Source organism: Pseudomonas sp. CFBP 8770 (assembly GCF_014841705.1).
GTDB lineage: Bacteria > Pseudomonadota > Gammaproteobacteria > Pseudomonadales > Pseudomonadaceae > Aquipseudomonas.
The window spans coordinates 184,501-205,375 of sequence record NZ_JACYUL010000007.1 but is presented as its reverse complement, the minus strand read 5'-3'; the positions used below and the strand labels follow the sequence as shown (position 1 = coordinate 205,375).

The following is a 20,875-nucleotide window of genomic DNA, read 5'->3' as shown; positions in this document are numbered from 1 at the left end:
CTTTCAGGCTGACGCTGCCTGTGGCGGGAGCATGCCTGCATGGTCCGCTTGAATGCCGTGCTCGGTGGGGTCACGCGTTGGGCACTGACGCTGTGTGCGGTACTGCTGGTATTGCTGGCGCTGTACGTCAGCCTGGGTCGGCAACTGGTGCCTCTGGTGGCCGAATACGACGCGCAGATCGAGGCACGTGCCAGCCAGGCGCTGGGCATGCCGGTGCGCATCGGCAGTCTGGAGGGGCGCTGGAGTCGTCTGGCGCCGGTACTGCTGATTCACGATGTGCAAGTGGGCGAGGGCAGCAATGCGCTGCGCCTGGATCAGGTCAGGGTGGTGCCGGACCTGTGGGGCAGCCTGTTGGCGCGGTCGGTGCGCATTGCCCATCTCGAGCTGGGCGGCGTACAGCTCAGCGCGGTCGAGGACGCCGCCGGCAAGTGGTCGCTCAAGGGGCTGCCGCAGCAGCAGGACCAGGCCTTCGACCTGCAGCGCACCTTGCAGCAGATGCAGCAGGTCGAGCGGCTGTCGGTGCTCGACAGCCAGCTGACCCTGCAACCGTTGGAGCACGACCCGCTGACATTGACCTATGTAGAGCTGAGCCTGCGCACCGGTGAAGAGCGCCAGCGCCTGGATCTGCGCCTGCATCTGCCTGACGGTCAGCCGCTGGCGCTGAACGTGCAAGCGCAAGTGCGCGCCGAACGATGGCGCCAGGGCCGCGCCCAGGTGTATCTGAACCTGCCGCAAAGCGACTGGGCGCAATGGCTGCCGAGTCGCTACACCCAGGCCTGGAAGCTTGAGCAACTCAAGGCGGGCGGCGAGTTCTGGCTGGACTGGGCGGATGCCGACGTCCAGCGAGCGGTGGTCAAGCTCGAAGCACCATCGTTCAAAGGTGCCCATGCCGAGCACAAGCCTTACACCATCGCCGATCTCAGGCTGCAGGCTTGGCTGCAACGCAGTGCCGAAGGCCTCGACGTGAACCTGGGGACTTTGGCCATGACCCTGGATGGCAAACCCTGGCAAACCCATGTGGCGCTGCAGCAGCGCGCCGCGACGCCATCGAGCCAGGAGCAGTGGCACATTCAGGCCGATCGTCTCGACCTGACGCCGATCACGCCGTTGCTCGACGCGCTGGTGCCCCTGCCCAAGCAAGTGGCGGCCATCGCCAACGGCCTGAACCTCACCGGGGTGCTGCGCAATGTCTCGCTCGACATTCGACCCCAGGCTACCGGCGCCGATCGCCTTGGCTACGCGGCCAACCTGGAGAACGTCGGCTTCGATGCCTACTACGGCGCGCCAGCAGCGGACAACGTCAGCGGCAGCCTGATCGGCGATATCGGCCAGGGCGAGCTGCGCCTGGACAGCGAAAAGTTCATGCTGCACCTGAGCCCGATCTTCGAGAAACCCTGGCATTACCTCAAGGCCAACGCTCGCCTGAATTTCAAGCTCGATGAACACGCGTTCACCCTGATCGCGCCGGCCATCAAGGTGCTGGGCGAAGAGGGCAATATTGCCGCCGACTTTCTCATTCGCCTGCCGTTGCACCACGAGGCCGAACCCTACATGGACCTGCGGGTCGGCCTGGTCGATGGTGATGGCGCCTACACCAGCAAATACCTGCCCAAGGTGCTCAGCCCGTCGATCGACCAGTGGCTGCGTACGGCGATCAAGCGCGGCGCGGTCGATCAGGGCTACTTCCAGTACCAGGGTTCGCTGGCCAGCGCGGCCGAGGCGCATTCGCGCAGTATCACGCTGTTCTTCAAGGTCCACGACGTGACGCTGGCGTTTCAGCCCGGTTGGCCGGAGGCACGCAAGGTCGCCGGCAATGTCTATGTCCAGGACGGTGACGTGCGCATCCTGGCCGACCGCGGGCAGATCCTCGACACCAAGGTCAGCGATGTTGCCGTCACTGTGCCCCATGTGCCGCTGGGCGAGGACAGCCACCTGTACGTGAAGGGCAACTTCGACGGTGGTCTGGCCGACGGTTTGAAGATCCTGCAGACCGCGCCCATCGGCACCGCCGATATCTTCGCCGGCTGGCAGGGTGAAGGCCCGCTCAAGGGCAGGCTCGACCTCGACATTCCACTGGTCAAAGGCCATGAGCCCAAAGTCGTGGTGGATTTCAGCACCCGCGCGGCGCGCCTGAAGATCAAGTCCCCGGAGCTTGCGCTCAGTCAGTTGGGCGGGACGTTTCGCTTCGACTTCGACAAGGGCCTGAGCGGCGAGGGCATCACTGCCCAGGCGTTCGATCAGCCGGTAACGGCGCAGATTGCTGCCGAAGGCAAGCCAGGCGCGCCGTTGACGCGCATCGTCGCGCACAGCCAGATCACGGTTAAGCGCCTGGTCGACTGGTTGCAGGTCAAGCAGGCCGTGCCGGCCTCCGGAGATATTGCCTACCAGCTGCAGCTCAAGCTGGGTGCCGACAGCCAGCTTCGCGTCGACTCCGATCTCAAGGGTGTCGACATCGACCTGCCCGCGCCCTTTGGCAAGACACGCCCTGTGGCGCGTCCGACAGTGTTCGTGATGAACCTGCAGGGTCAGGAGCGCCGATTCGACGTCACCTATGCCGATCTGGCCAGCTTTGCCTATGCAGCCGCGGCCAATGACCTGGCCAAAGGTCGGGGCGAGTTGCTGATCGGCTCAGGTACGCCGCAACTTCCCACCACGCAGGGGCTGCGGGTCCGCGGCGCGTTGCAGGCACTGGATCTGGAGCCGTGGCAGCAGCAGGCCGAGCAGTACACCGGCGGTGATCCGAGCGGCGCTGCCAGCCAGCTCGTCAATGCGGTCGACCTGCAGGTCGGCACGCTCAAGGGCTTCGGTCAGCAACTCGACCAGGCGCACGTGCAACTCAACCGCAGCCCCAGCGCCTGGCACCTTGCCCTGGCCAGCCAACAGATCACCGGCAAGGTCGATGTGCCCGATGGCAAGGCGACCCCGATCAACGTCGACCTCGATACCGTGCGCCTGCCGCCGGTCGATCCGAACGCGGTCAAGGCCGACAATCCGGTGGAAGCACCGGACCCTTTGGCCAATGTCGACCCACGCAAGATACCCGCGGTCAATGTCAGGATCCGCCAGCTGTTGCAGGGCGAAGAGCTGCTCGGCAGCTGGTCGCTGAAACTGCGTCCGACCGCCAAGGGTGTCGCCCTCAACGATCTCGACCTGGGGCTCAAAGGCTTGATGCTGCACGGCGCGGCGACCTGGGAAGGCGCGCCGGGTGCGTCCAGCACGTGGTTCCGCGGGCGCTTGCAAGGCAAGAACCTGGCCGATGTGCTGCAGGCCTGGAAGTTTGCCCCGACCGTGACCAGCGAGTCGTTCCACCTGGACGCCGATGGTCGTTGGCCGGGTTCACCGGCCTGGGTCGGGCTCAAGCGCTTTTCCGGCAACCTGGACGCGACTTTGCGTGATGGCCAGTTCGTCGAGGTCGAGGGGGGCGCCCAGGCCCTGCGCGTTTTCGGCCTGCTCAACTTCAATGCCATCGGTCGTCGTTTGCGCCTGGATTTCTCCGATGTGCTGGGCAAGGGCTTGAGCTACGATCGAGTCAAAGGTCTACTGGTGGCCAGCGAAGGGGTCTACGTGACACGTACCCCGATCACCCTGCGCGGTCCCACCACCGACATCGATCTGGACGGTACCCTGGACATGGTCCGCGACGGCGTCAACGCCAAGGTGCAAGTTGCCCTGCCAATTACCAACAGCCTGCCGCTGGCGGCGGTTCTGGTCGGCGCTCCGGTGGTGGGCGGCGCGTTGTTCGTGGTGAACAAGCTGCTGGGCGACCGCGTGGCGCGCTTCGCCAGCGTGCAGTACCGCATCGAGGGTTCCTGGAAGGATCCGCAGATGACCCTGGTCAAGCCATTCGGCGGCTGATCGCGCAGCGGCCGTCGCCCGGTATCGGACTGTCGGCCGGGCTCCGGTATTGAAAAAGTGTCCGGGCGGACGCATGTATTGATCATCCGTCACCGACACCCGAATTGCGCGGGCCGCTTCCGGCCACACGCGCGCACCTATTTGCGCAGGCCGCGAAGCGTCCTGCGAGCATTTTCCACGCAGTACGCCAAGCGTCCTGCGAGCATTTTCCACGCAGTACGCCAAGCGTCCTGCGAACAGCGCGGAGTAAATATGAGCCAGATGTTATCCACCGTCAGCGAACACCTGCTGGCACCCGGCGGCCTCACGCTGGACAGTCTGCAGTCGGTGTTGGGCGAGTTGGCCGGCCCCGGCATAGACGCCGCCGATCTGTATTTCCAGGGTCAGATTTCCGAGTCCTGGGCGCTGGAAGACGGCATCGTCAAGGAAGGCAGCTTCAATCTCGATCAGGGCGTGGGCGTGCGTGCTCAATCCGGCGAGAAGACCGGATTCGCCTACAGCAACGCGATCACGCAGGACGCCCTGGTGCAGGCCGCGCGTGCGGCCCGCTCGATTTCCCGCGCCGGCCAGAACGGCCGCGTGCAGGCGTTCAGCAGTCCGGTGGTCAGCCAGTTGTACGGTCCTGACAACCCACTGGAAGTGCTGACCCGTGCCGAGAAGGTCGACCTGCTCAAGCGCGTCGACGCCGCCACCCGCGCGCTGGACCCGCGCATCCAGCAAGTAACCGTGAGCATGGCCGGTGTCTGGGAAAGAATCCTCATCGCCGCAGCCGATGGCAGCCTGGCTGCGGACGTGCGTCCACTGGTGCGTTTCAACGTCAGCGTCATCGTCGAGCACAACGGTCGTCGCGAGCGCGGTGGGCACGGTGGCGGTGGTCGCACCGATTACCGTTACTTCCTTGCCGAAGACCGCGCCATGGGCTACGCCCGTGAAGCGCTGCGCCAGGCCTTGGTCAACGTCGAGGCAGTGGCGGCACCGGCCGGTACCATGCCGGTGGTGATGGGCGCGGGTTGGTCCGGCGTGCTGTTGCACGAAGCGGTCGGGCATGGCCTGGAAGGCGATTTCAACCGCAAGGGCAGCTCGGCCTACAGCGGCCGCGTGGGCGAGAAAGTCGCCTCCAGCCTGTGCACCATCGTCGACGATGGCACCCTGGCCGGGCGTCGTGGTTCGCTGAGCGTCGACGACGAAGGCACGCCTACCCAGTGCACCACCCTGATCGAAAACGGCGTGCTCAAGGGCTACATGCAGGACAAGCTCAACGCGCGTCTGATGGGCGTGGCGGCAACCGGCAACGGTCGCCGCGAATCCTATGCGCATCTGCCCATGCCGCGGATGACCAATACCTACATGCTCGCGGGCGAAAGCGACCCGGCAGAAATCATCGCCTCGGTGAAGAAGGGTATCTATTGCGCCAACCTGGGTGGCGGGCAGGTGGATATCACCAGCGGCAAGTTCGTCTTCTCGACCAGCGAAGCCTACCTTATCGAAGACGGCAAGATCACCACGCCGGTCAAGGGCGCTACGCTGATCGGCAATGGTCCGGAGGCAATGAGCAGGGTTTCCATGGTCGGCAACGACCTGTCGCTCGACAGCGGTGTGGGTACCTGCGGCAAGGATGGGCAGTCGCTGCCCGTGGGCGTAGGCCAGCCGACCTTGAAGATCGATGCGATCACCGTGGGCGGTACCGGCGCCTGAAGCGGATGACAGGCAGGCCGGGCGGCCTGCCTTCAGGCGTCTCAGCGCAAGCCGCGTTGAGTTTCGTCCAGCTCGCGGATGTACTTGAAGATCTTGCGCGTGGTGGCAGGCGGTTTGTTGTGCGCCGTCTCGTGCTGGGCCTGGCGAACCAGGTTGCGCAGGTGCTGGCGATCGGTTTCCGGGTACTCGGCGAAAAACGCCTCGAGCACCTGGTCCGGGCCGGCTACCAGCCGATCACGCCAGCGCTCCAGGTTGTGGAAGCGTTCGTTGTATTGCCGGGTGGAAGCGTCCACCTGGTCGAGCAGCACCAGAATGGCGTCGATGTCCTGATCGCGCATCAGTTTGCCGATGAACTGGATGTGGCGTTTGCGCGCGATGTTGGCAGTGTGCTTGGAAGCATCGGCCAGCGCCCGGCGCAGGCCATCGGTCAAGGGCAGGCGATTGAGCATGTCCGGCTTGAGCGTGATAAGCCGCTCGCCAAGATCGGTCAGCGCATGCAGCTCGCGTTTGACCTGAGTTTTGCTTTTTCCCTCATCGAGGGAGTCGTCGTAAGAATCAACCATGGGGGCAGTCCGCAAATAAACGCCGCCATGATAACCAGTCGGGGGCCGCTTGTCTGGCCCGGCCGTAGATCGGCCCGCCCCGAACCCGAATTTGATTGGAGAACACCATGAACGCACCCCAGAGCGTCGGCCCGCAGGCATTACCAGTCCTGCAGGAGCAAGTGCAGCAGATCATCGATGAAGCCAAGCGTCAGGGGGCCAGCGCCTGTGAGGTGGCCGTGTCGCTGGAGCAGGGCTTGTCCACATCGGTGCGCCAGCGCGAAGTCGAGACCGTCGAATTCAACCGCGACCAGGGTTTCGGCATCACCCTGTACGTCGGTCAGCGCAAGGGTTCGGCCAGCACCTCGGCGAGCGGCCCCCAAGCCATTCGCGAAACCGTCGCTGCAGCCTTGGCGATCGCCAAGCACACCTCCGAGGATGAAAGCTCGGGCTTGGCCGACGCCGCCCTGATGGCCCGCGAGCAACCCGATTTCGACCTGTATCATGCCTGGGACATCACGCCCGAGCAGGCCATCGAAAAGGCCCTGGCCTGCGAAGCCGCAGCCTTCGACGCCGAGCCTCTGATCAAGAACGCCGACGGCACCACGCTCAATACTCACCAGGGCTGCCGCGTGTATGGCAACAGCCACGGTTTCATCGGCGGCTATGCATCGACGCGACACAGCTTGAGCTGTGTGATGATTGCCGAGGCCAATGGGCAGATGCAGCGCGATTACTGGTACGACGTAAGTCGCCAGGGCGAGTTGCTGGCCGATGCCGCCTCCATCGGTCAGCGTGCCGCACAACGCGCTGCCGCCCGCCTGGGCGCACGGCCGGTGCCGACCTGCGAGGTGCCGGTATTGTTTTCGGCGGAACTGGCTGGGGGGCTGTTCGGAAATTTCCTCGCAGCGATCTCCGGTGGCAACCTGTACCGCAAATCGTCTTTCCTGGAAGGGGCGATGGGCCAACGGCTGTTCCCCGAGTGGCTGACCCTGGACGAGCGTCCGCACCTGATGCGCGCCATGGGCAGCGCGGCATTCGATGGCGACGGTCTGGCGACCTATGCCAAGCCGTTCGTGGAGAATGGTGAACTGGTGTCCTACGTGTTGAGCACCTATTCGGGCCGCAAGCTGGGCCTGCCCAGCACGGCCAATTCCGGCGGTGTGCACAACCTGTTCGTGACCCATGGCGACGAAGACCAGAAAGCGCTGCTGCGCCGCATGGGCCGTGGCTTGCTGGTGACCGAGCTGATGGGCCATGGCTTGAACATGGTGACCGGCGACTACTCGCGCGGTGCTGCCGGATTCTGGGTAGAAAATGGCGAGATCCAGTTTCCGGTCCAGGAAGTGACCATCGCCGGCAACATGCGCGACATGTTCAAGCAGATCGTCGCCGTGGGCAACGATCTGGAACTGCGCAGCAACATCCGCACCGGCTCGGTGCTGATCGAACGCATGACGGTCGCAGGAAGCTGATGCCGATGCCCGGCCCCTCGAGGCCGGGCAATCTCAGCGGTGACACTTGTGTTGATTCTCGATATCAATCAATAATGAAACTCATTCCGGCTATTGGGTGCGCCGATGAGTTCCGCTGTACACGAATCCGCCTATCTCGAGAACTGGCGTTGGCTGGGCCTGCAGATTCGCTGCGCGCTGTTGCCCAACGAGCCGCGACTCATCGATCACTACCTGGCCGAAGGGCGCTATCTGGCGCGTTTCACCCCCACCTCCCCGAACTCCGTGGCACACGGCACCTTTCGCCTGTTGCTGGCGACCGCCCTCGATCAGGCGTTGCCCTGGCACTGGCGCAGCCTTTGCCTGGATCAGGCGTGGCGCCCCCTGCGCGACTTGCGTAACTGCGCGGCACACCCTGCCCACATCCGCCAATGGCAGGAATGCGCCCATCAACTGGCGTGCTGCGAGTTGCTGCCTTCGATCCCACTCACTGATCTGCTGCAAGGATATTGCGATGAGTAACACCCGTATCGAGCGTGACAGCATGGGCGAGCTGCAAGTGCCGGAGGCCGCCCTGTATGGCGCCCAGACCCAACGTGCAGTCGACAACTTTCCCATCAGCCACCAACGCATGCCGACCCAGTTCATCCGCGCATTGGTTCTGGCCAAGGCAGCGGCGGCCAAGGCCAACGTCGAACTCGAACAGTTGAGCGCGGCCCAGGGCGATGCCATCGTGCGTGCCTGCGAACAGCTGCTGGCGAGCGACTTCATGCAGCACTTCCCGGTCGACATCTACCAGACCGGCTCGGGCACCAGTTCCAACATGAATGCCAACGAGGTCATCGCAACCCTGGCCAGTCGGATCCTGAACCAGCCGATCAATCCCAACGATCATGTCAATTGTGGTCAGAGCAGCAACGACATCATCCCCACCAGCATTCACGTAAGCGCCGCGCTGGCGTTGCATGAGCACCTGCTGCCTGCGCTGCAGCATCTGGTGCAGGCGATCCAGGCCAAGGCCGAGCAGGTCCATGCGTTCGTCAAGACCGGCCGTACCCATCTGATGGACGCCATGCCGGTGCGCATGAGTCAGGTCCTCAATGGCTGGGCGGCCCAGGTCCAGGCCAATATCGGTCACCTGCAGGCTTTGCAACCGGCCTTGCAGGCCGTGGCACAAGGCGGCACCGCCGTGGGGACCGGGATCAACGCCCATCCCCAGTTCGCCCAGCGATTCAGCTACCAGTTGGGCGAGCTTACCGGCGTTGCTTTCAGGCCCGGTGACAACCTGTTTGCTCTGATCGGTTCGCAAGACACCGCTGTGGCGCTGTCCGGCCAACTCAAGGGCACGGCCGTCACGTTGATGAAAATCGCCAACGACTTGCGCTGGATGAACTCCGGGCCATTGGCAGGCTTGGGCGAAATCGAGCTTGAAGCCCTGCAACCTGGCTCATCGATCATGCCGGGCAAGGTCAATCCGGTGATTCCCGAGGCGACTGCCATGGTGGCCGCGCAAGTCATCGGCAATGACGCAGCCATCGTGATAGCCGGTCAGTCGGGCAATTTCGAGCTCAATGTGATGCTGCCGATCATCGCCAACAACCTTCTTTCAAGCATCGAACTGATGGCCAATGCCAGCCGTCTACTGGCTGACAGGGCGATCGCAACGTTCAAGGTCAACGAAGCCAAGCTCAAGGAAGCGTTGGCGCGCAATCCGATTCTAGTGACCGCACTCAACCCGATCATCGGATATCAGCAGGCTGCCCAGATTGCCAAGCTAGCCTACAAGGAAGGTCGGCCAATCATCGATGTGGCACTGGAACACACAGACTTGAGCCGCGAACGGCTCAACGACCTGCTCGACCCGGAAAAGCTCACTGCCGGCGGTATCTGACCGCTTGGCAATCGCTGGGAGACATCCGCCATGCAGCACTGGAAACGTATCACGGAGACGGCCAACGCCTGCTTTGTCCGGGGCGAGCTGATCGATGCGCGCGAGCATTACCTGCAGGCCCTGGCGTGGGCTCAGGTGCTGCTCGAGCGCTGGCCGGATGTCGACGAAGCGGTGGCCGCCTGTGTCATCTCCCACCACAACCTCGCCGACCTGCACCTGCAGTTGCATCAACCCGAAGAAAGCGCCGAGTACCTGTGCGCCATTCATGAACGCCTGCTGCGTGCGGCCGAGGATCCTCGGCTGCCGCCTGCGCTGCGCGAGGCGGCCCTGCGCCACGCCAGCAAGACCTACGCCGAGTTGCTCGGCTTCACTCGCCAGCATGGCGAATACCCCCGTACCCACCGGTTGCTGTGTAGCGCCGCCGAAACCGACGTTGCGCCAGTCGTCACGCAACCCGATAACCTTCCCTACGGAGTTCACTGAAAATGCCTTATACCCTGCCTGCCTTGTCCTATGCCTACGATGCCCTGGAGCCGCACATCGATGCCGCGACCATGGAGATCCACCACACCAAGCACCACCAGACCTACATCACCAACGTCAACGCTGCCATCGAAGGCACCGAATACGCCGAATGGCCCGTGGAAAAGCTGGTTGCCTCGGTCAAGCAGCTGCCGGAGAACCTGCGCGGCGCCGTCACCAACCACGGTGGTGGCCATGCCAACCACAGCCTGTTCTGGGAAGTCATGTCGCCCAATGGTGGCGGCCAGCCGCAGGGCAGCGTTGCCCAGGCCATCGAAACCGAGCTCGGCGGGTTCGAGGCGTTCAAGGAAGCATTCACCAAGGCCGCGCTGAGTCGCTTCGGCAGTGGGTGGGCCTGGCTCAGCGTCACGCCGGAAAAGAAGCTGGTGGTGGAAAGCAGCGGCAACCAGGACAGCCCCTTGATGAATGGCAACACGCCGATTCTGGGTCTCGACGTCTGGGAGCACGCCTACTACCTCAAGTACCAGAACCGTCGGCCTGAATACATCAACGCGTTCTACAACGTGGTCGATTGGGCCAACGTCGAGAAGCGCTACCAAGCCGCCGTGAACTGAGCCTCGCGCCATGGGATCGCAGACCTTTGCGCTGGTCAGTGTCCGCCGCTTTCGCCTGGCGCTGGGCACAGTGCTGCTGTTGGCAGGGGCGGCCTTGCTGGTGGGTGAACTGCTGGCCTGGCTCGACCTCGATCCGCGCATCCTGCGCGCGCTCGAAGGCGGTGCTATCTGCGCCCTGGGCACGGCTCTGGGCGCGGTTCCCGTACTGGTCATCCGCAGCATGCCGGTCGCCGTGGCTGATACATTGCTGGGCTTCGGCGCGGGCGTGATGCTGGCGGCCACTGCGTTCTCGCTGATCATTCCCGGCCTGGATGCCGCAGCGGCCATCGGTTTCTCGCGCTGGGGCGCTGGTGGCCTGATGAGCCTGGGCATCATGTCCGGAGCGTTCTGCCTGTATCTGGTGGACCGGAGGGTTTCCGGAGTCACACCGGACTATCTGGTGGGCAGCACGCAGCAGCCCGTGATCCCTGCACGTATCTGGATCTTCGTGATCGCCATCATCGCTCACAATATTCCTGAGGGCATGGCCATCGGCGTTTCGGCGGGCGGCGGCATGCAGGATGCCGACAGCCTGGCGATGGGCATTGCCCTGCAGGACGTCCCCGAGGGTCTGGTGATCGCACTGGTTCTGGCAGGGGCGGGCATGGCCCGGTACAAGGCCTTCCTGATCGGCGCAGCATCCGGGTTGGTCGAGCCGGTGTTCGCGGTGCTGTGTGCGTGGCTGGTGCGTATGGGCGAGCTTTTGCTGCCACTGGGCCTGGCCTTTGCAGCCGGTGCAATGCTACTGGTCGTGACTCACGAGATCATTCCGGAATCACGCAGCAATGGTCATCACAAGTTGGCGAGCCTGGGCCTGTGCGTAGGGTTTTGCCTGATGATGGTCATGGACACTGCGTTGTCTTGACCCTTGACCCTTGAACCCAGAGCTCAGAACCTGACGTAGCGCAGTACTGGATTGGCGCTACCGGGTTCTGTCTCTCGGCCGCTGGTTCGCTTTATTCGCCTTCGTCGAATTTGTCGTTGATCAGTTTGACGATGGCATCCAGCGCCTGCTGATCCTGCTCGCCTTCGGTGTGCAAGTGAATGGTGGTGCCTTTTCCGGCTGCCAACATCATCACACCCATGATGCTCTTGCCATCGACCAGAGCTTCTGGTGTGCGGCCGACGCGTACCTGGCAGGGAAAGCGTCCCGCCACGCCGACGAATTTCGCAGCGGCACGGGCGTGCAGGCCGAGCTTGTTGATGATTTCTACTTGGAGGGCGGGCATTGCGCGGGGGATCCTTTCAGCTGAGGTCGCGATGGCGAACCTGGACGTTCTTGAGCGACTGCTGCAGCAATCGGCCCAGGCGCTCGGTCAAGTATACCGAGCGATGATGCCCGCCTGTACAGCCGATGGCGATGGTGACATAGGCACGACTGCTGGCGGCGAAGCGCGGCAACCATTTGAGCAGGTAGGAGGAGATGTCCTGATACATCTCTTCGACGTCCGGCTGGGCCGCCAGGTATTCGGCGACTGGGGCGTCGAGCCCGGACTGCTCGCGCAGCTCCGGCTTCCAGTACGGATTGGGCAGGCAGCGCACGTCGAACACCAGGTCGGCGTCTATCGGCATGCCACGCTTGAACCCGAATGACTCCACCAGAAAGGCCGTACCCGGCTCCGGCTTGTTCAACAGCCGGACTTTGATGGCATCGCGCAGTTGGTAAAGGTTCAGGTTGGTCGTGTTGATCTTGAGATCGGCCAGATCGACGATAGGCCCGAGCAGATCGCTCTCGACGCGGATGGCCTCGGCCAGCGAGCGGCTTTCATTGCTCAGCGGATGCCGGCGACGTGTTTCGGAAAAACGCTTGAGCAGTGTTTCTTCGTCGGCGTCCAGATACAGCACATCGCAATTGATGTGCTTGGCACGCACTTCGGCCAGCAATTGGGGGAAACGCGACAAGTGGCTGGGAAGGTTGCGTGCATCGATCGATACCGCCACCTGCGGCTGCGCCAGCTCGGTATGGATCAGGGCGCGCTCGGCCAGTTCGGGCAGCAACCCGGCCGGCAGGTTGTCGATGCAATAGAAACCGTTGTCTTCGAGAACATCCAGGGCAGTGCTCTTGCCTGAGCCTGAGCGGCCACTGACGATGATCAAACGCATGGTTAATGACCGCTCTGCTCGTCCAGTACCACTTGGTACAAGGCTTGATTGCTGGGCGCCGAACGCAGTCTTTCGCGCACTTCCTTGCGATCGAGCATGCTGGCGATCTGGCGAAGCAACTCCAGGTGCGCATCGGTGGCCGCTTCGGGCACCAGAAGCACGAACAGCAGATCCACGGGCGCGCCGTCGATGGCGTCGTAGTCGATCGGGGCGCTGAGGTGGATGAGGGCGCTGACGGGGGTGTCGCACCCCTTGAGGCGACAATGCGGGATGGCAATGCCGTTGCCGAATCCGGTCGAACCCAGTTTTTCACGGGCAACGAGCGCTTCGAATACCGTTTGGGCATCCAGCGTGGGCACTTCGCGACCGATCAGCTCGGCAATGTTTTCGAGTGCTTTCTTCTTGCTGCCGCCCGGCACGTTCACGCATGAACGGCCGGGGGTCAGGATGGTTTCTAGTCGGATCATGAGTGGGGAGTGTCAGCGAGCAGTCGCGCCTTGCAGCAGACTTTGCTGTTTTTCCTTATGCTTTTTGAGTTGGCGATCCAGCTTGTCGGTAAGCAGGTCGATGGCCGCGTACATGTCGTCATGTTCGGCATTGGCGACAACCTCACCACCGGGTATGCGCAGGGTGGCTTCGATTTTCTGTTTGAGCTTCTCGACTTCCATGATCACCTGAACATTGGTGATCTTGTCGAAGTGACGTTCGAGACGCTCGAGTTTTTCCCCGATGTAGGTTCGCAGGGGTTCGGTCACATCTAGTTGGTGTCCACTGATGTTGACTTGCATACCGCTTCTCCTTATTGCCATTGCATAAAGAAGCAGGCTTGGGTGCCTGCCACTGGAACGCTGTGGCACATCGCAGGGCTACATCAACCGCTTGCGTTCGCTGGACGGCGCAATCCCTAGGGATTCGCGATACTTGGCGACCGTTCGACGGGCTACCTGGATGCCTTGTGCCTCCAGTAAACCAGCGATCTTGCTGTCACTCAACGGCTTTTTCTGATTTTCGGCCGCAACCAGTTTCTTGATGATCGCGCGGATCGCCGTGGAGGAGCATTCGCCACCTTCCGAGGTACTGACATGGCTGGAGAAAAAGTATTTCAGCTCGTATATGCCACGCGGTGTATGCATGTATTTCTGCGTGGTGACCCGTGAAATGGTCGACTCGTGCATGCCTACCGCCTCGGCGATGTCGTGCAGCACCAGAGGCTTCATGGCCTCGTCGCCATAGTCGAGGAAACCGCGCTGATGTTCGACGATCTGCGTCGCCACCTTCATCAGGGTCTCGTTGCGGCTCTGCAGGCTCTTGATGAACCAGCGCGCTTCCTGCAGCTGATTGCGCATGAAGGTGTTGTCGGCGCTGGTGTCGGCGCGCCGCACGAAGCCCGCGTACTGCGGATTGACCCGCAGGCGTGGCACGGACTCTTGATTGAGCTCGACCAGCCAGCGGTCGCTGTCCTTGCGCACGATGACATCGGGCACGACGTATTCCGGCTCGCTGGACTCGATCTGCGAGCCGGGCCGCGGGTTGAGGCTCTGCACCAGTTCGATGACCTGGCGCAGCTCGTCTTCCTTGAGCTTCATGCGGCGCATCAACTGGCTGTAGTCGCGCGAGCCGAGCATGTCGATGAAGTCGCTGACCAGGCGCTGGGCTTCGGCCAGCCAGCGGGTCTTGGGCGGCAGCTGGCGCAGTTGCAGCATCAGGCATTCGCTGAGGTTGCGGGCGCCAATGCCGGCGGGCTCGAACTGCTGGATGCGGTGAAGCACCGCTTCGATCTCATCCAGCTCGATGTCCAGTTCAGGATCGAAAGACTCGCAGATTTCCTGCAGTGTCTCGTCCAGGTAACCCTGGTTGTTGATGCAGTCGATGATGGTCACGGCGATCAGCCGATCGGTGTCGGACATGGGCGCCAGGTTCAGCTGCCACAACAGGTGCGTCTGCAGGCTCTCGCCGACCGATGTGCGCGTGGTGAAGTCCCACTCGTCGTCATCGTTGCTCGGCAGGCTGCTGGCGCTGGTCTGGTAGACGTCTTCCCAGGCGGTATCCACAGGCAGTTCGCTGGGAATGCGCTCGTTCCAGTCGCCTTCCTCGAGGTTGTCGACCGTGGGCGCGGATTCCTGGAAGCTAGGCTCCTGGATTTCCTGGGGGGGTGTCTGCTCGATCTTGTCGGCCAGCGGGTCGCTGTTGTCGAAGTCGTCGCCTTCTTCCTGGCGTTCGAGCATGGGATTGGATTCCAGCGCTTCCTGAATCTCCTGTTGGAGGTCCAGGGTCGATAGCTGGAGAAGGCGGATGGCCTGTTGCAACTGCGGTGTCATCGTCAGTTGCTGGCCCATACGTAGGACGAGCGATGGTTTCATGGCAGGAACTTAACACCTTGGTCGCCGGCGCGAAGCGCCTTCTACTACGGATACCGAAATACCCGGCTTATGTCGTAAGCAAATTATATGCCTGAAACCTGAGTGTTTGCCTAGGGCGCCATGAAAATTAATGCCCGTGGGAGGGCGCTGGCGCCCTCGGGTGTTACAAGCGGAACTCGTGGCCCAGGTAGACTTCGCGGACCAGATCGTTGGCCAGGATGGTCTGGGCATCGCCTTCGGCAATCAACTGCCCGTCGTTGACGATGTAGGCCGTTTCGCAGATGTCCAGGGTCTCGCGAACGTTGTGGTCGGTGATCAGTACGCCGATACCCTTGGTCTTGAGGTGATGGATGATCTGCTTGATGTCGCCGACCGAAATCGGATCGACACCGGCGAAGGGTTCGTCGAGCAGGATGAACTTGGGCGCGGTGGCCAGTGCCCGGGCGATCTCCACGCGGCGGCGCTCACCCCCCGAAAGGCTCATGCCCAGGTTGTCGCGGATGTGCGTGATGTGGAACTCCTGCAGCAGGCCTTCGAGTTCGGCCAGCCGGGCCGTGGCATCGAGTTCCTTGCGGGTTTCCAGAATGGCCATGATGTTGTCGGCCACCGACAGCTTGCGGAAGATCGAGGCTTCCTGCGGCAGGTAACCGATACCGGAGCGGGCGCGGCCGTGCATCGGCTGGTGGCTGACGTCCAGGTCGTCGATGAGCACGCGGCCCTGATCGGCCTGCACCAAGCCGACGATCATGTAGAAACAGGTGGTCTTGCCCGCGCCGTTGGGGCCCAGCAGGCCAACGATCTGCCCGCTCTCGATGGACAGGCTGACGTCACGGACGACTTGCCGGCTCTTGTAGCTCTTGGCCAGGTGCTGCGCTTTCAGAACTGCCATTACTGGGCCTTCTGCGGTGCGTCGGATTTCTTCTTCGGCTGGATCACCATGTCGATGCGCGGACGAGGCGTGGTGACCTTGCTGCCCGTGGCACGGCCAGCGTTGACCACCTGGCGCACGGTGTCGTAGACGATCTTCTCGCCTTCGGACGTGTTGCCGTCGTTGATGACCTTGGCCTTGTCGATCAGCACGATGCGGTTCTGCGCCGCGAAGTACTGGATGGTCATGCCGTAGGCCTGCACGATGGGCTTGTCGGCGGCAGGTTTCTGCTCGTAGTAGGCCAGGTTGCCGACGGCAGTGAACACGTCCACGTCGCCCGTGGCATTGCGGGTGATGGTCACGGTGTTGCCGTTGATCTTCATCGACCCCTGGGTAATGATCACATTGCCCTTGTAGGTCGCCACGCCCTGTTTGTCGTCGAGCTGGGCATCGTCGGACTGGATATGAATGGGCTGATCGCGGTCAGTGGGCAGTGCCCAGGCGCTCGCGCTTCCCAGTGCTGCGCTCAGGCTGAGCAAAAAGGGGAGGGTTTTAACGAGCCTCATACTGTCCTCTTACGTTGGACAGCAAGTTGATCTTGCTGTCATTCAGATACGCTTTCATGCCCTTGGCCGTCGACACGCCACCGGCGCCGTCGATTCTAACGTCTTGGTCGGTCTGCGCATATTGCTTCTGTGGGAAAACGGTCATGCGCGAGCTGGTGATCAGCGTAGCGCGGCTTTTCTGATCGGTACGCGCGATGCGCACCGAATCGATCAGCTCGACTTCGCTGCCATCGGGATTGACTTCGCCACGGTCGCTGGTCACGTGCCATGGATAGACGGTGCCGCGGTACAACTGCATGTCGGGCTTGGTCAGCAAGGTGACCTGCGACGTCTTGACGTGCTCGACCTTGTCGGCGGTCATGTCGTACTGCACGCCGCCATCGGGCAGGTACTGCCGCGCCTTCGCGTTGATAGCGTAGTAATCGATCTGGCTTTCGTCGACGGCCGCTGTGGGCTGGTCGAGGAATCGCTCCGGGCTGATGTCCCAGTAGCCGATGGCGGCGAACAGCAGCCCCAGCACACCCAGGATGACGATATTGCGGATTTTCTTGTTCAGCATGTCAGGCCCTACAGGTAGGCGGCGCGGGCCGCTTCGAGATTGCCTTGGGCATCGAGGATCAGCTCGCAGAACTCGCGGGCCGCCCCGAAGCCGCCACTGGCCTGGGTCACGCCGTCGGCATGCTGGCGCACGAAAGCGTTGGCATTGGCCACTGCCATGCCCAGGCCTACCCGGCGGATCACCGGCAGGTCGGGCAGGTCGTCGCCCAGATAGGCCACTTGTTCATAGCTCAGGCCGAGTTCGGCGAGCAGTCCGTCGAGCACCACGAGTTTGTCTTCGCGGCCCTGGAAGAGATGCGCGATGCCCAGGTTCCCGGCGCGCCGCTCCACCACCGGGCTCTTGCGGCCGGTGATGATCGCCGTGGTCACGCCGCTGTTGATGAGCATCTTGATGCCCTGGCCATCCAGCGTGCTGAAGCTCTTGAATTCGCTGCCGTCTTCGAGGAAATAAAGACGGCCATCGGTCAATACGCCGTCGACGTCGAATACGGCCAGCTTGATGGCCTTGCCTCGCTGCAGGAGGTCGTTGCTGCCAGTCTCGGGCATTGCACCATTCTCGGTCATTACATGACTCCCGCGCGCAGCAGGTCGCCAAGGTTGAAGGCGCCTACCGGACAGTCTTGATCGTCAACCACGATGAGTGAGTTGATCTTGTTGTCTTCCATGATCTTCAGCGCTTCGGCAGCCAGCATGTCGGCGCGAGCCGTCTTGCCGTGGGAAGTCATGACGTCTTCGATTCGAGTGCTGTGGACATCGATGGTGCGATCCAATGTGCGTCGCAGATCGCCGTCGGTGAAGATCCCGGCGAGGCGGCCATCGGCTTCCAGGATCGCGGTCATGCCCAGGCCCTTGCGGGTCATTTCCATCAGCGCATCGCGCAGCAGTGTACCGCGCGCCACTTGTGGCAGCGCGGTGCCGGTGTGCATCACGTGCTCCACCTTGAGCAGCAGGCGCCGGCCCAGTGCTCCGCCGGGATGGGAGAAGGCGAAGTCTTCGGCCGTGAAGCCGCGCGCCTCGAGCAAGGCAATGGCCAGCGCGTCGCCCAGCACCAGGGTAGCGGTGGTGGAGGAGGTCGGCGCCAGGTTCAACGGGCAGGCCTCCTGGGCGACGCGCGCGTCGAGATTGACCTCGGCAGCCTGGGCCAGGGGCGAGTCGGGGTTGCCGGTCATGCTGATCAGCGGAATGCCCATGCGCTTTATCAAAGGCAGCAAAGTGACTATCTCCGCTGTCGAACCGGAGTTGGACAGGGCCAGGATGACGTCCCGGCGAGTGATCATGCCCATGTCACCATGGCTGGCCTCGGCAGGATGCACGAAGAACGCCGGAGTACCAGTGCTCGCCAGGGTTGCGGCGATCTTGTTGCCGATATGGCCGGACTTGCCCATGCCCAGCACGATCACGCGGCCGTCGCTTTCGAGGATCAATTCGCAGGCGCGCACGAAATCGGCGTCGATATGGGCAAGCAGGCCCTCCACCGCTTCGATTTCGAGACGTATGGTGCGGTGCGCGGATTGGATCAGGTCGCTGGTCTGGCTCATGGCGAAAATCGGTAGGCCCGGTGAAAAGGCGGCGATTATAGCGGGAATGGACGTGCGACTCACCTGCCTATTTCGCCGCCTGGGTAAATCGACGGTACGCCACGCCAATGGATCAATCTTGGGCGGCGCGTGTCTGCAATGCTATAGTTCGCCGCTTGTTCGGCCTGTCCGCGCCAAGTGTCTTCGGTCAGAAGATGAGCGTCCGAGGGTAAGGTTGCACTGCAAGGAGTTTAAATGAGTGCCGATAGCGCCTACGCGGTCGAGCTGAAAGGGGTTTCCTTCAAGCGCGGTGCGCGGAGCATTTTCAACGACGTCGATATCCGCATTCCTCGCGGCAAGGTCACCGGTATCATGGGGCCTTCAGGTAGCGGCAAGACCACGCTCCTGCGTTTGATGGGCGCGCAATTGCGGCCCACCAGCGGTGAGGTGTGGGTCAATGGCCAGAATCTGCCCAAGCTCTCGCGCAGCGACCTGTTCGACGCGCGCAAGCACATGGGCGTGCTGTTCCAGAGCGGCGCGCTGTTCACCGACCTGGACGTGTTCGAAAACGTGGCTTTCCCGCTGCGGGTACACACTGACCTGCCCGAGGACATGATCCGCGACATCGTTCTCATGAAGCTGCAGGCCGTTGGCCTGCGCGGTGCCATCGAATTGATGCCGGACGAGCTGTCCGGCGGTATGAAGCGCCGCGTCGCGCTGGCCCGTGCCATTGCCATGGACCCGCAGATATTGATGTACGACGAGCCGTTCGTCGGTCAGGACCCGATTGCCATGGGCGTGCTGGTGCGGTTGATCCGCCTGCTCAACGACGCACTGGGTATCACCAGCATCGTGGTGTCCCACGACCTGGCGGAAACCGCGAGCATCGCCGACTACATCTATGTCGTAGGGGATGGCCAGGTGCTTGGTCACGGTACGCCCGAAGCCTTGATGGGGTCGGACAATCCGCGCGTCCGTCAATTCATGAAAGGCGATCCCGACGGTCCCGTGCCTTTTCATTTTTCCGCGCCCGACTACCGCGCCGATCTGCTGGGGAAGCGTTGATGCGCAAGAAATCAATCATGGAGCGCGTGCGCCTGTTCGGTCGTTCGGCCATCGACATGGTCGGCATCCTGGGGCGTTCCGGGCTGTTCCTGGGTCACGCGCTGGTGGGCCGCGGCGGCATCGGTGGCGGTTTCCAGTTGCTGATCAAGCAATTGTATTCAGTGGGCGTCATGTCCCTGTTGATCATTGTCGTGTCCGGCGTGTTCATCGGCATGGTTCTGGCCCTGCAGGGCTTCAGCATTCTGGCCAAGTACGGTTCGGAGCAGGCGGTCGGGCAAATGGTCGCGCTGACACTGCTGCGTGAACTCGGACCGGTGGTCACCGCTCTATTGTTCGCCGGCCGCGCCGGTTCGGCCTTGACGGCCGAGATCGGCAACATGAAGTCGACCGAGCAGCTGTCGAGTCTCGAGATGATCGGCGTCGACCCGCTCAAGTACATCGTTGCACCAAGGCTGTGGGCCGGTTTCATTTCCCTGCCGTTGCTGGCGATGATTTTCAGCGTCGTCGGTATCTGGGGTGGCTCCTGGGTTGCCGTCGACTGGCTGGGCGTCTATGAAGGATCGTTCTGGGCCAACATGCAGAACAGCGTGAGCTTCACCGATGACGTGCTCAACGGTGTGATCAAGAGCCTGGTATTCGCTTTCGTCGTCACCTGGATCGCCGTGTTCCAGGGTTATGACTGTGAACCCACGTCCGAGGGCATCAGCCGCGCTACCACCAAGACCGTGGTCTACGCGTCGCTGGCCGTCCTGGGCCTGGACTTTATTCTGACCGCCCTGATGTTTGGAGATTTCTGATGCAAAACCGATCAATGGAAGTCGGAGTCGGCCTGTTTCTTCTGGCCGGTATCCTGGCTTTGCTGCTGTTGGCCTTGCGTGTCAGTGGTCTGTCCACCAGCGCGAACACCGAGAGCTACAAACTTTATGCCTATTTCGACAATATCGCCGGTTTGACTGTCAGAGCGAAGGTAACCATGGCCGGTGTGACCATCGGCAAGGTCACGGCTATCGATCTGGATCGCGACACTTTCACGGGCCGGGTGACCCTGCAGCTGGACAAGAAAGTGGACAATCTGCCCACCGACTCCACTGCTTCCATCCTGACCGCGGGCCTGCTGGGCGAGAAGTACATTGGTATCAGCGTGGGTGGCGAGGAAGCCTTGCTCACCGACGGCGGTACCATCCACGACACCCAGTCGTCCCTGGTGCTCGAAGACCTGATCGGCAAGTTCCTGCTCAATACAGTCAGCAAAGATGCCAAATAAG

22 protein-coding genes are annotated in these 20,875 nt (G+C 62.4%); 11 read left to right on the top strand and 11 right to left on the bottom strand.

Annotated features, from left to right (window positions below; all coding sequences use genetic code 11):
• Positions 1–39 precede the first annotated feature (39 nt).
• Positions 40–3,855, top strand: a complete 3,816-nt coding sequence (locus IFT98_RS17100; RefSeq protein ID WP_192050623.1) for a YhdP family protein — start codon at positions 40–42, stop codon at positions 3,853–3,855.
• Positions 3,856–4,107: 252 nt separating this feature from the next.
• Positions 4,108–5,550 carry a metalloprotease TldD gene (gene tldD, locus IFT98_RS17095; protein ID WP_192050625.1) on the top strand — a complete coding sequence of 481 codons (1,443 nt, stop codon included), beginning with the start codon at positions 4,108–4,110 and terminating at the stop codon, positions 5,548–5,550.
• Positions 5,551–5,591: 41 nt separating this feature from the next.
• Here tldD and yjgA read toward each other — a convergent pair whose 3' ends face one another.
• On the bottom strand, positions 5,592–6,113 hold the full coding sequence (gene yjgA, locus IFT98_RS17090; protein WP_122479510.1) for a ribosome biogenesis factor YjgA: 522 nt from the start codon (positions 6,111–6,113) through the stop codon (positions 5,592–5,594).
• A 107-nt stretch (positions 6,114–6,220) separates the two neighbouring features.
• On the opposite strand from yjgA, the gene pmbA reads away from it, so the two are divergent.
• The 6 genes from pmbA to IFT98_RS17060 all read left to right on the top strand — a co-directional run bounded on the left by pmbA (position 6,221) and on the right by IFT98_RS17060 (position 11,438).
• A complete protein-coding gene (gene pmbA, locus IFT98_RS17085; RefSeq protein WP_185794052.1) occupies positions 6,221–7,567 on the top strand; it encodes a metalloprotease PmbA in 1,347 nt (448 codons plus the stop codon).
• 105 nt (positions 7,568–7,672) lie between these two features.
• Positions 7,673–8,068: a FagA protein gene (locus IFT98_RS17080; protein ID WP_192050627.1), complete on the top strand. Its 396-nt coding sequence runs from the start codon at positions 7,673–7,675 to the stop codon at positions 8,066–8,068.
• The gene (locus tag IFT98_RS17075) at positions 8,061–9,437 is read left to right on the top strand and encodes a class II fumarate hydratase (protein WP_192050628.1); all 1,377 of its coding nucleotides are present in this window, start codon (positions 8,061–8,063) and stop codon (positions 9,435–9,437) included. Before IFT98_RS17080 ends, IFT98_RS17075 begins: the two co-directional genes overlap by 8 nt.
• A gap of 30 nt (positions 9,438–9,467) precedes the next feature.
• Positions 9,468–9,920, top strand: coding sequence for a hypothetical protein (locus IFT98_RS17070; protein WP_192050630.1), 453 nt, complete (start codon positions 9,468–9,470; stop codon positions 9,918–9,920).
• A 2-nt stretch (positions 9,921–9,922) separates the two neighbouring features.
• Positions 9,923–10,534 carry a superoxide dismutase gene (locus tag IFT98_RS17065; RefSeq protein ID WP_192050632.1) on the top strand — a complete coding sequence of 204 codons (612 nt, stop codon included), beginning with the start codon at positions 9,923–9,925 and terminating at the stop codon, positions 10,532–10,534.
• A gap of 10 nt (positions 10,535–10,544) precedes the next feature.
• Entirely contained in the window at positions 10,545–11,438 is an 894-nt protein-coding gene (locus IFT98_RS17060) for a ZIP family metal transporter (protein ID WP_192050634.1), read from the top strand.
• A 91-nt stretch (positions 11,439–11,529) separates the two neighbouring features.
• On the opposite strand, the gene IFT98_RS17055 is transcribed toward IFT98_RS17060, so the two are convergent.
• From IFT98_RS17055 to IFT98_RS17010, 10 genes are all read right to left on the bottom strand, one after another.
• Positions 11,530–11,802: an HPr family phosphocarrier protein gene (locus IFT98_RS17055; protein WP_122479504.1), complete on the bottom strand. Its 273-nt coding sequence runs from the start codon at positions 11,800–11,802 to the stop codon at positions 11,530–11,532.
• A gap of 16 nt (positions 11,803–11,818) precedes the next feature.
• The gene (rapZ, locus tag IFT98_RS17050; RefSeq protein ID WP_122479503.1) at positions 11,819–12,676 is read right to left on the bottom strand and encodes an RNase adapter RapZ; all 858 of its coding nucleotides are present in this window, start codon (positions 12,674–12,676) and stop codon (positions 11,819–11,821) included.
• A 2-nt stretch (positions 12,677–12,678) separates the two neighbouring features.
• On the bottom strand, positions 12,679–13,143 hold the full coding sequence (ptsN, locus tag IFT98_RS17045) for a PTS IIA-like nitrogen regulatory protein PtsN (protein WP_192050635.1): 465 nt from the start codon (positions 13,141–13,143) through the stop codon (positions 12,679–12,681).
• Between the two features lie 12 nt (positions 13,144–13,155).
• Positions 13,156–13,464, bottom strand: coding sequence for a ribosome hibernation-promoting factor, HPF/YfiA family (gene hpf, locus IFT98_RS17040; protein ID WP_049860579.1), 309 nt, complete (start codon positions 13,462–13,464; stop codon positions 13,156–13,158).
• Positions 13,465–13,542: 78 nt separating this feature from the next.
• Entirely contained in the window at positions 13,543–15,036 is a 1,494-nt protein-coding gene (locus tag IFT98_RS17035) for an RNA polymerase factor sigma-54 (protein WP_122795998.1), read from the bottom strand.
• 163 nt (positions 15,037–15,199) lie between these two features.
• Positions 15,200–15,925, bottom strand: coding sequence for an LPS export ABC transporter ATP-binding protein (gene lptB, locus IFT98_RS17030; RefSeq protein WP_043186715.1), 726 nt, complete (start codon positions 15,923–15,925; stop codon positions 15,200–15,202).
• Positions 15,925–16,470 (bottom strand): lipopolysaccharide transport periplasmic protein LptA, encoded by a 546-nt coding sequence (gene lptA, locus IFT98_RS17025; protein WP_192050637.1) that lies wholly within the window; start codon positions 16,468–16,470, stop codon positions 15,925–15,927. Before lptA ends, lptB begins: the two co-directional genes overlap by 1 nt.
• Positions 16,457–17,029: an LPS export ABC transporter periplasmic protein LptC gene (lptC, locus tag IFT98_RS17020; protein WP_122479500.1), complete on the bottom strand. Its 573-nt coding sequence runs from the start codon at positions 17,027–17,029 to the stop codon at positions 16,457–16,459. The genes lptA and lptC overlap by 14 nt, the downstream gene beginning before the upstream one ends.
• Positions 17,030–17,037: 8 nt before the next feature.
• Positions 17,038–17,574, bottom strand: coding sequence for a KdsC family phosphatase (locus IFT98_RS17015; protein WP_192050834.1), 537 nt, complete (start codon positions 17,572–17,574; stop codon positions 17,038–17,040).
• 17 nt (positions 17,575–17,591) lie between these two features.
• Positions 17,592–18,566, bottom strand: a complete 975-nt coding sequence (locus IFT98_RS17010) for a KpsF/GutQ family sugar-phosphate isomerase (protein ID WP_122713449.1) — start codon at positions 18,564–18,566, stop codon at positions 17,592–17,594.
• Between the two features lie 234 nt (positions 18,567–18,800).
• Here IFT98_RS17010 and IFT98_RS17005 point away from each other — a divergent pair, with 234 nt between their 5' ends.
• The 3 genes from IFT98_RS17005 to mlaD are packed head-to-tail and all read left to right on the top strand — an operon-like array spanning position 18,801 to position 20,874.
• On the top strand, positions 18,801–19,610 hold the full coding sequence (locus IFT98_RS17005) for an ATP-binding cassette domain-containing protein (protein WP_192050639.1): 810 nt from the start codon (positions 18,801–18,803) through the stop codon (positions 19,608–19,610).
• Positions 19,610–20,407 carry a lipid asymmetry maintenance ABC transporter permease subunit MlaE gene (mlaE, locus tag IFT98_RS17000; protein WP_043186730.1) on the top strand — a complete coding sequence of 266 codons (798 nt, stop codon included), beginning with the start codon at positions 19,610–19,612 and terminating at the stop codon, positions 20,405–20,407. The genes IFT98_RS17005 and mlaE overlap by 1 nt, the downstream gene beginning before the upstream one ends.
• Complete coding sequence (gene mlaD / locus IFT98_RS16995) at positions 20,407–20,874, top strand: outer membrane lipid asymmetry maintenance protein MlaD (protein WP_043186734.1); 468 nt, start codon at positions 20,407–20,409, stop codon at positions 20,872–20,874. The genes mlaE and mlaD overlap by 1 nt, the downstream gene beginning before the upstream one ends.
• Position 20,875 lies beyond the last annotated feature (1 nt).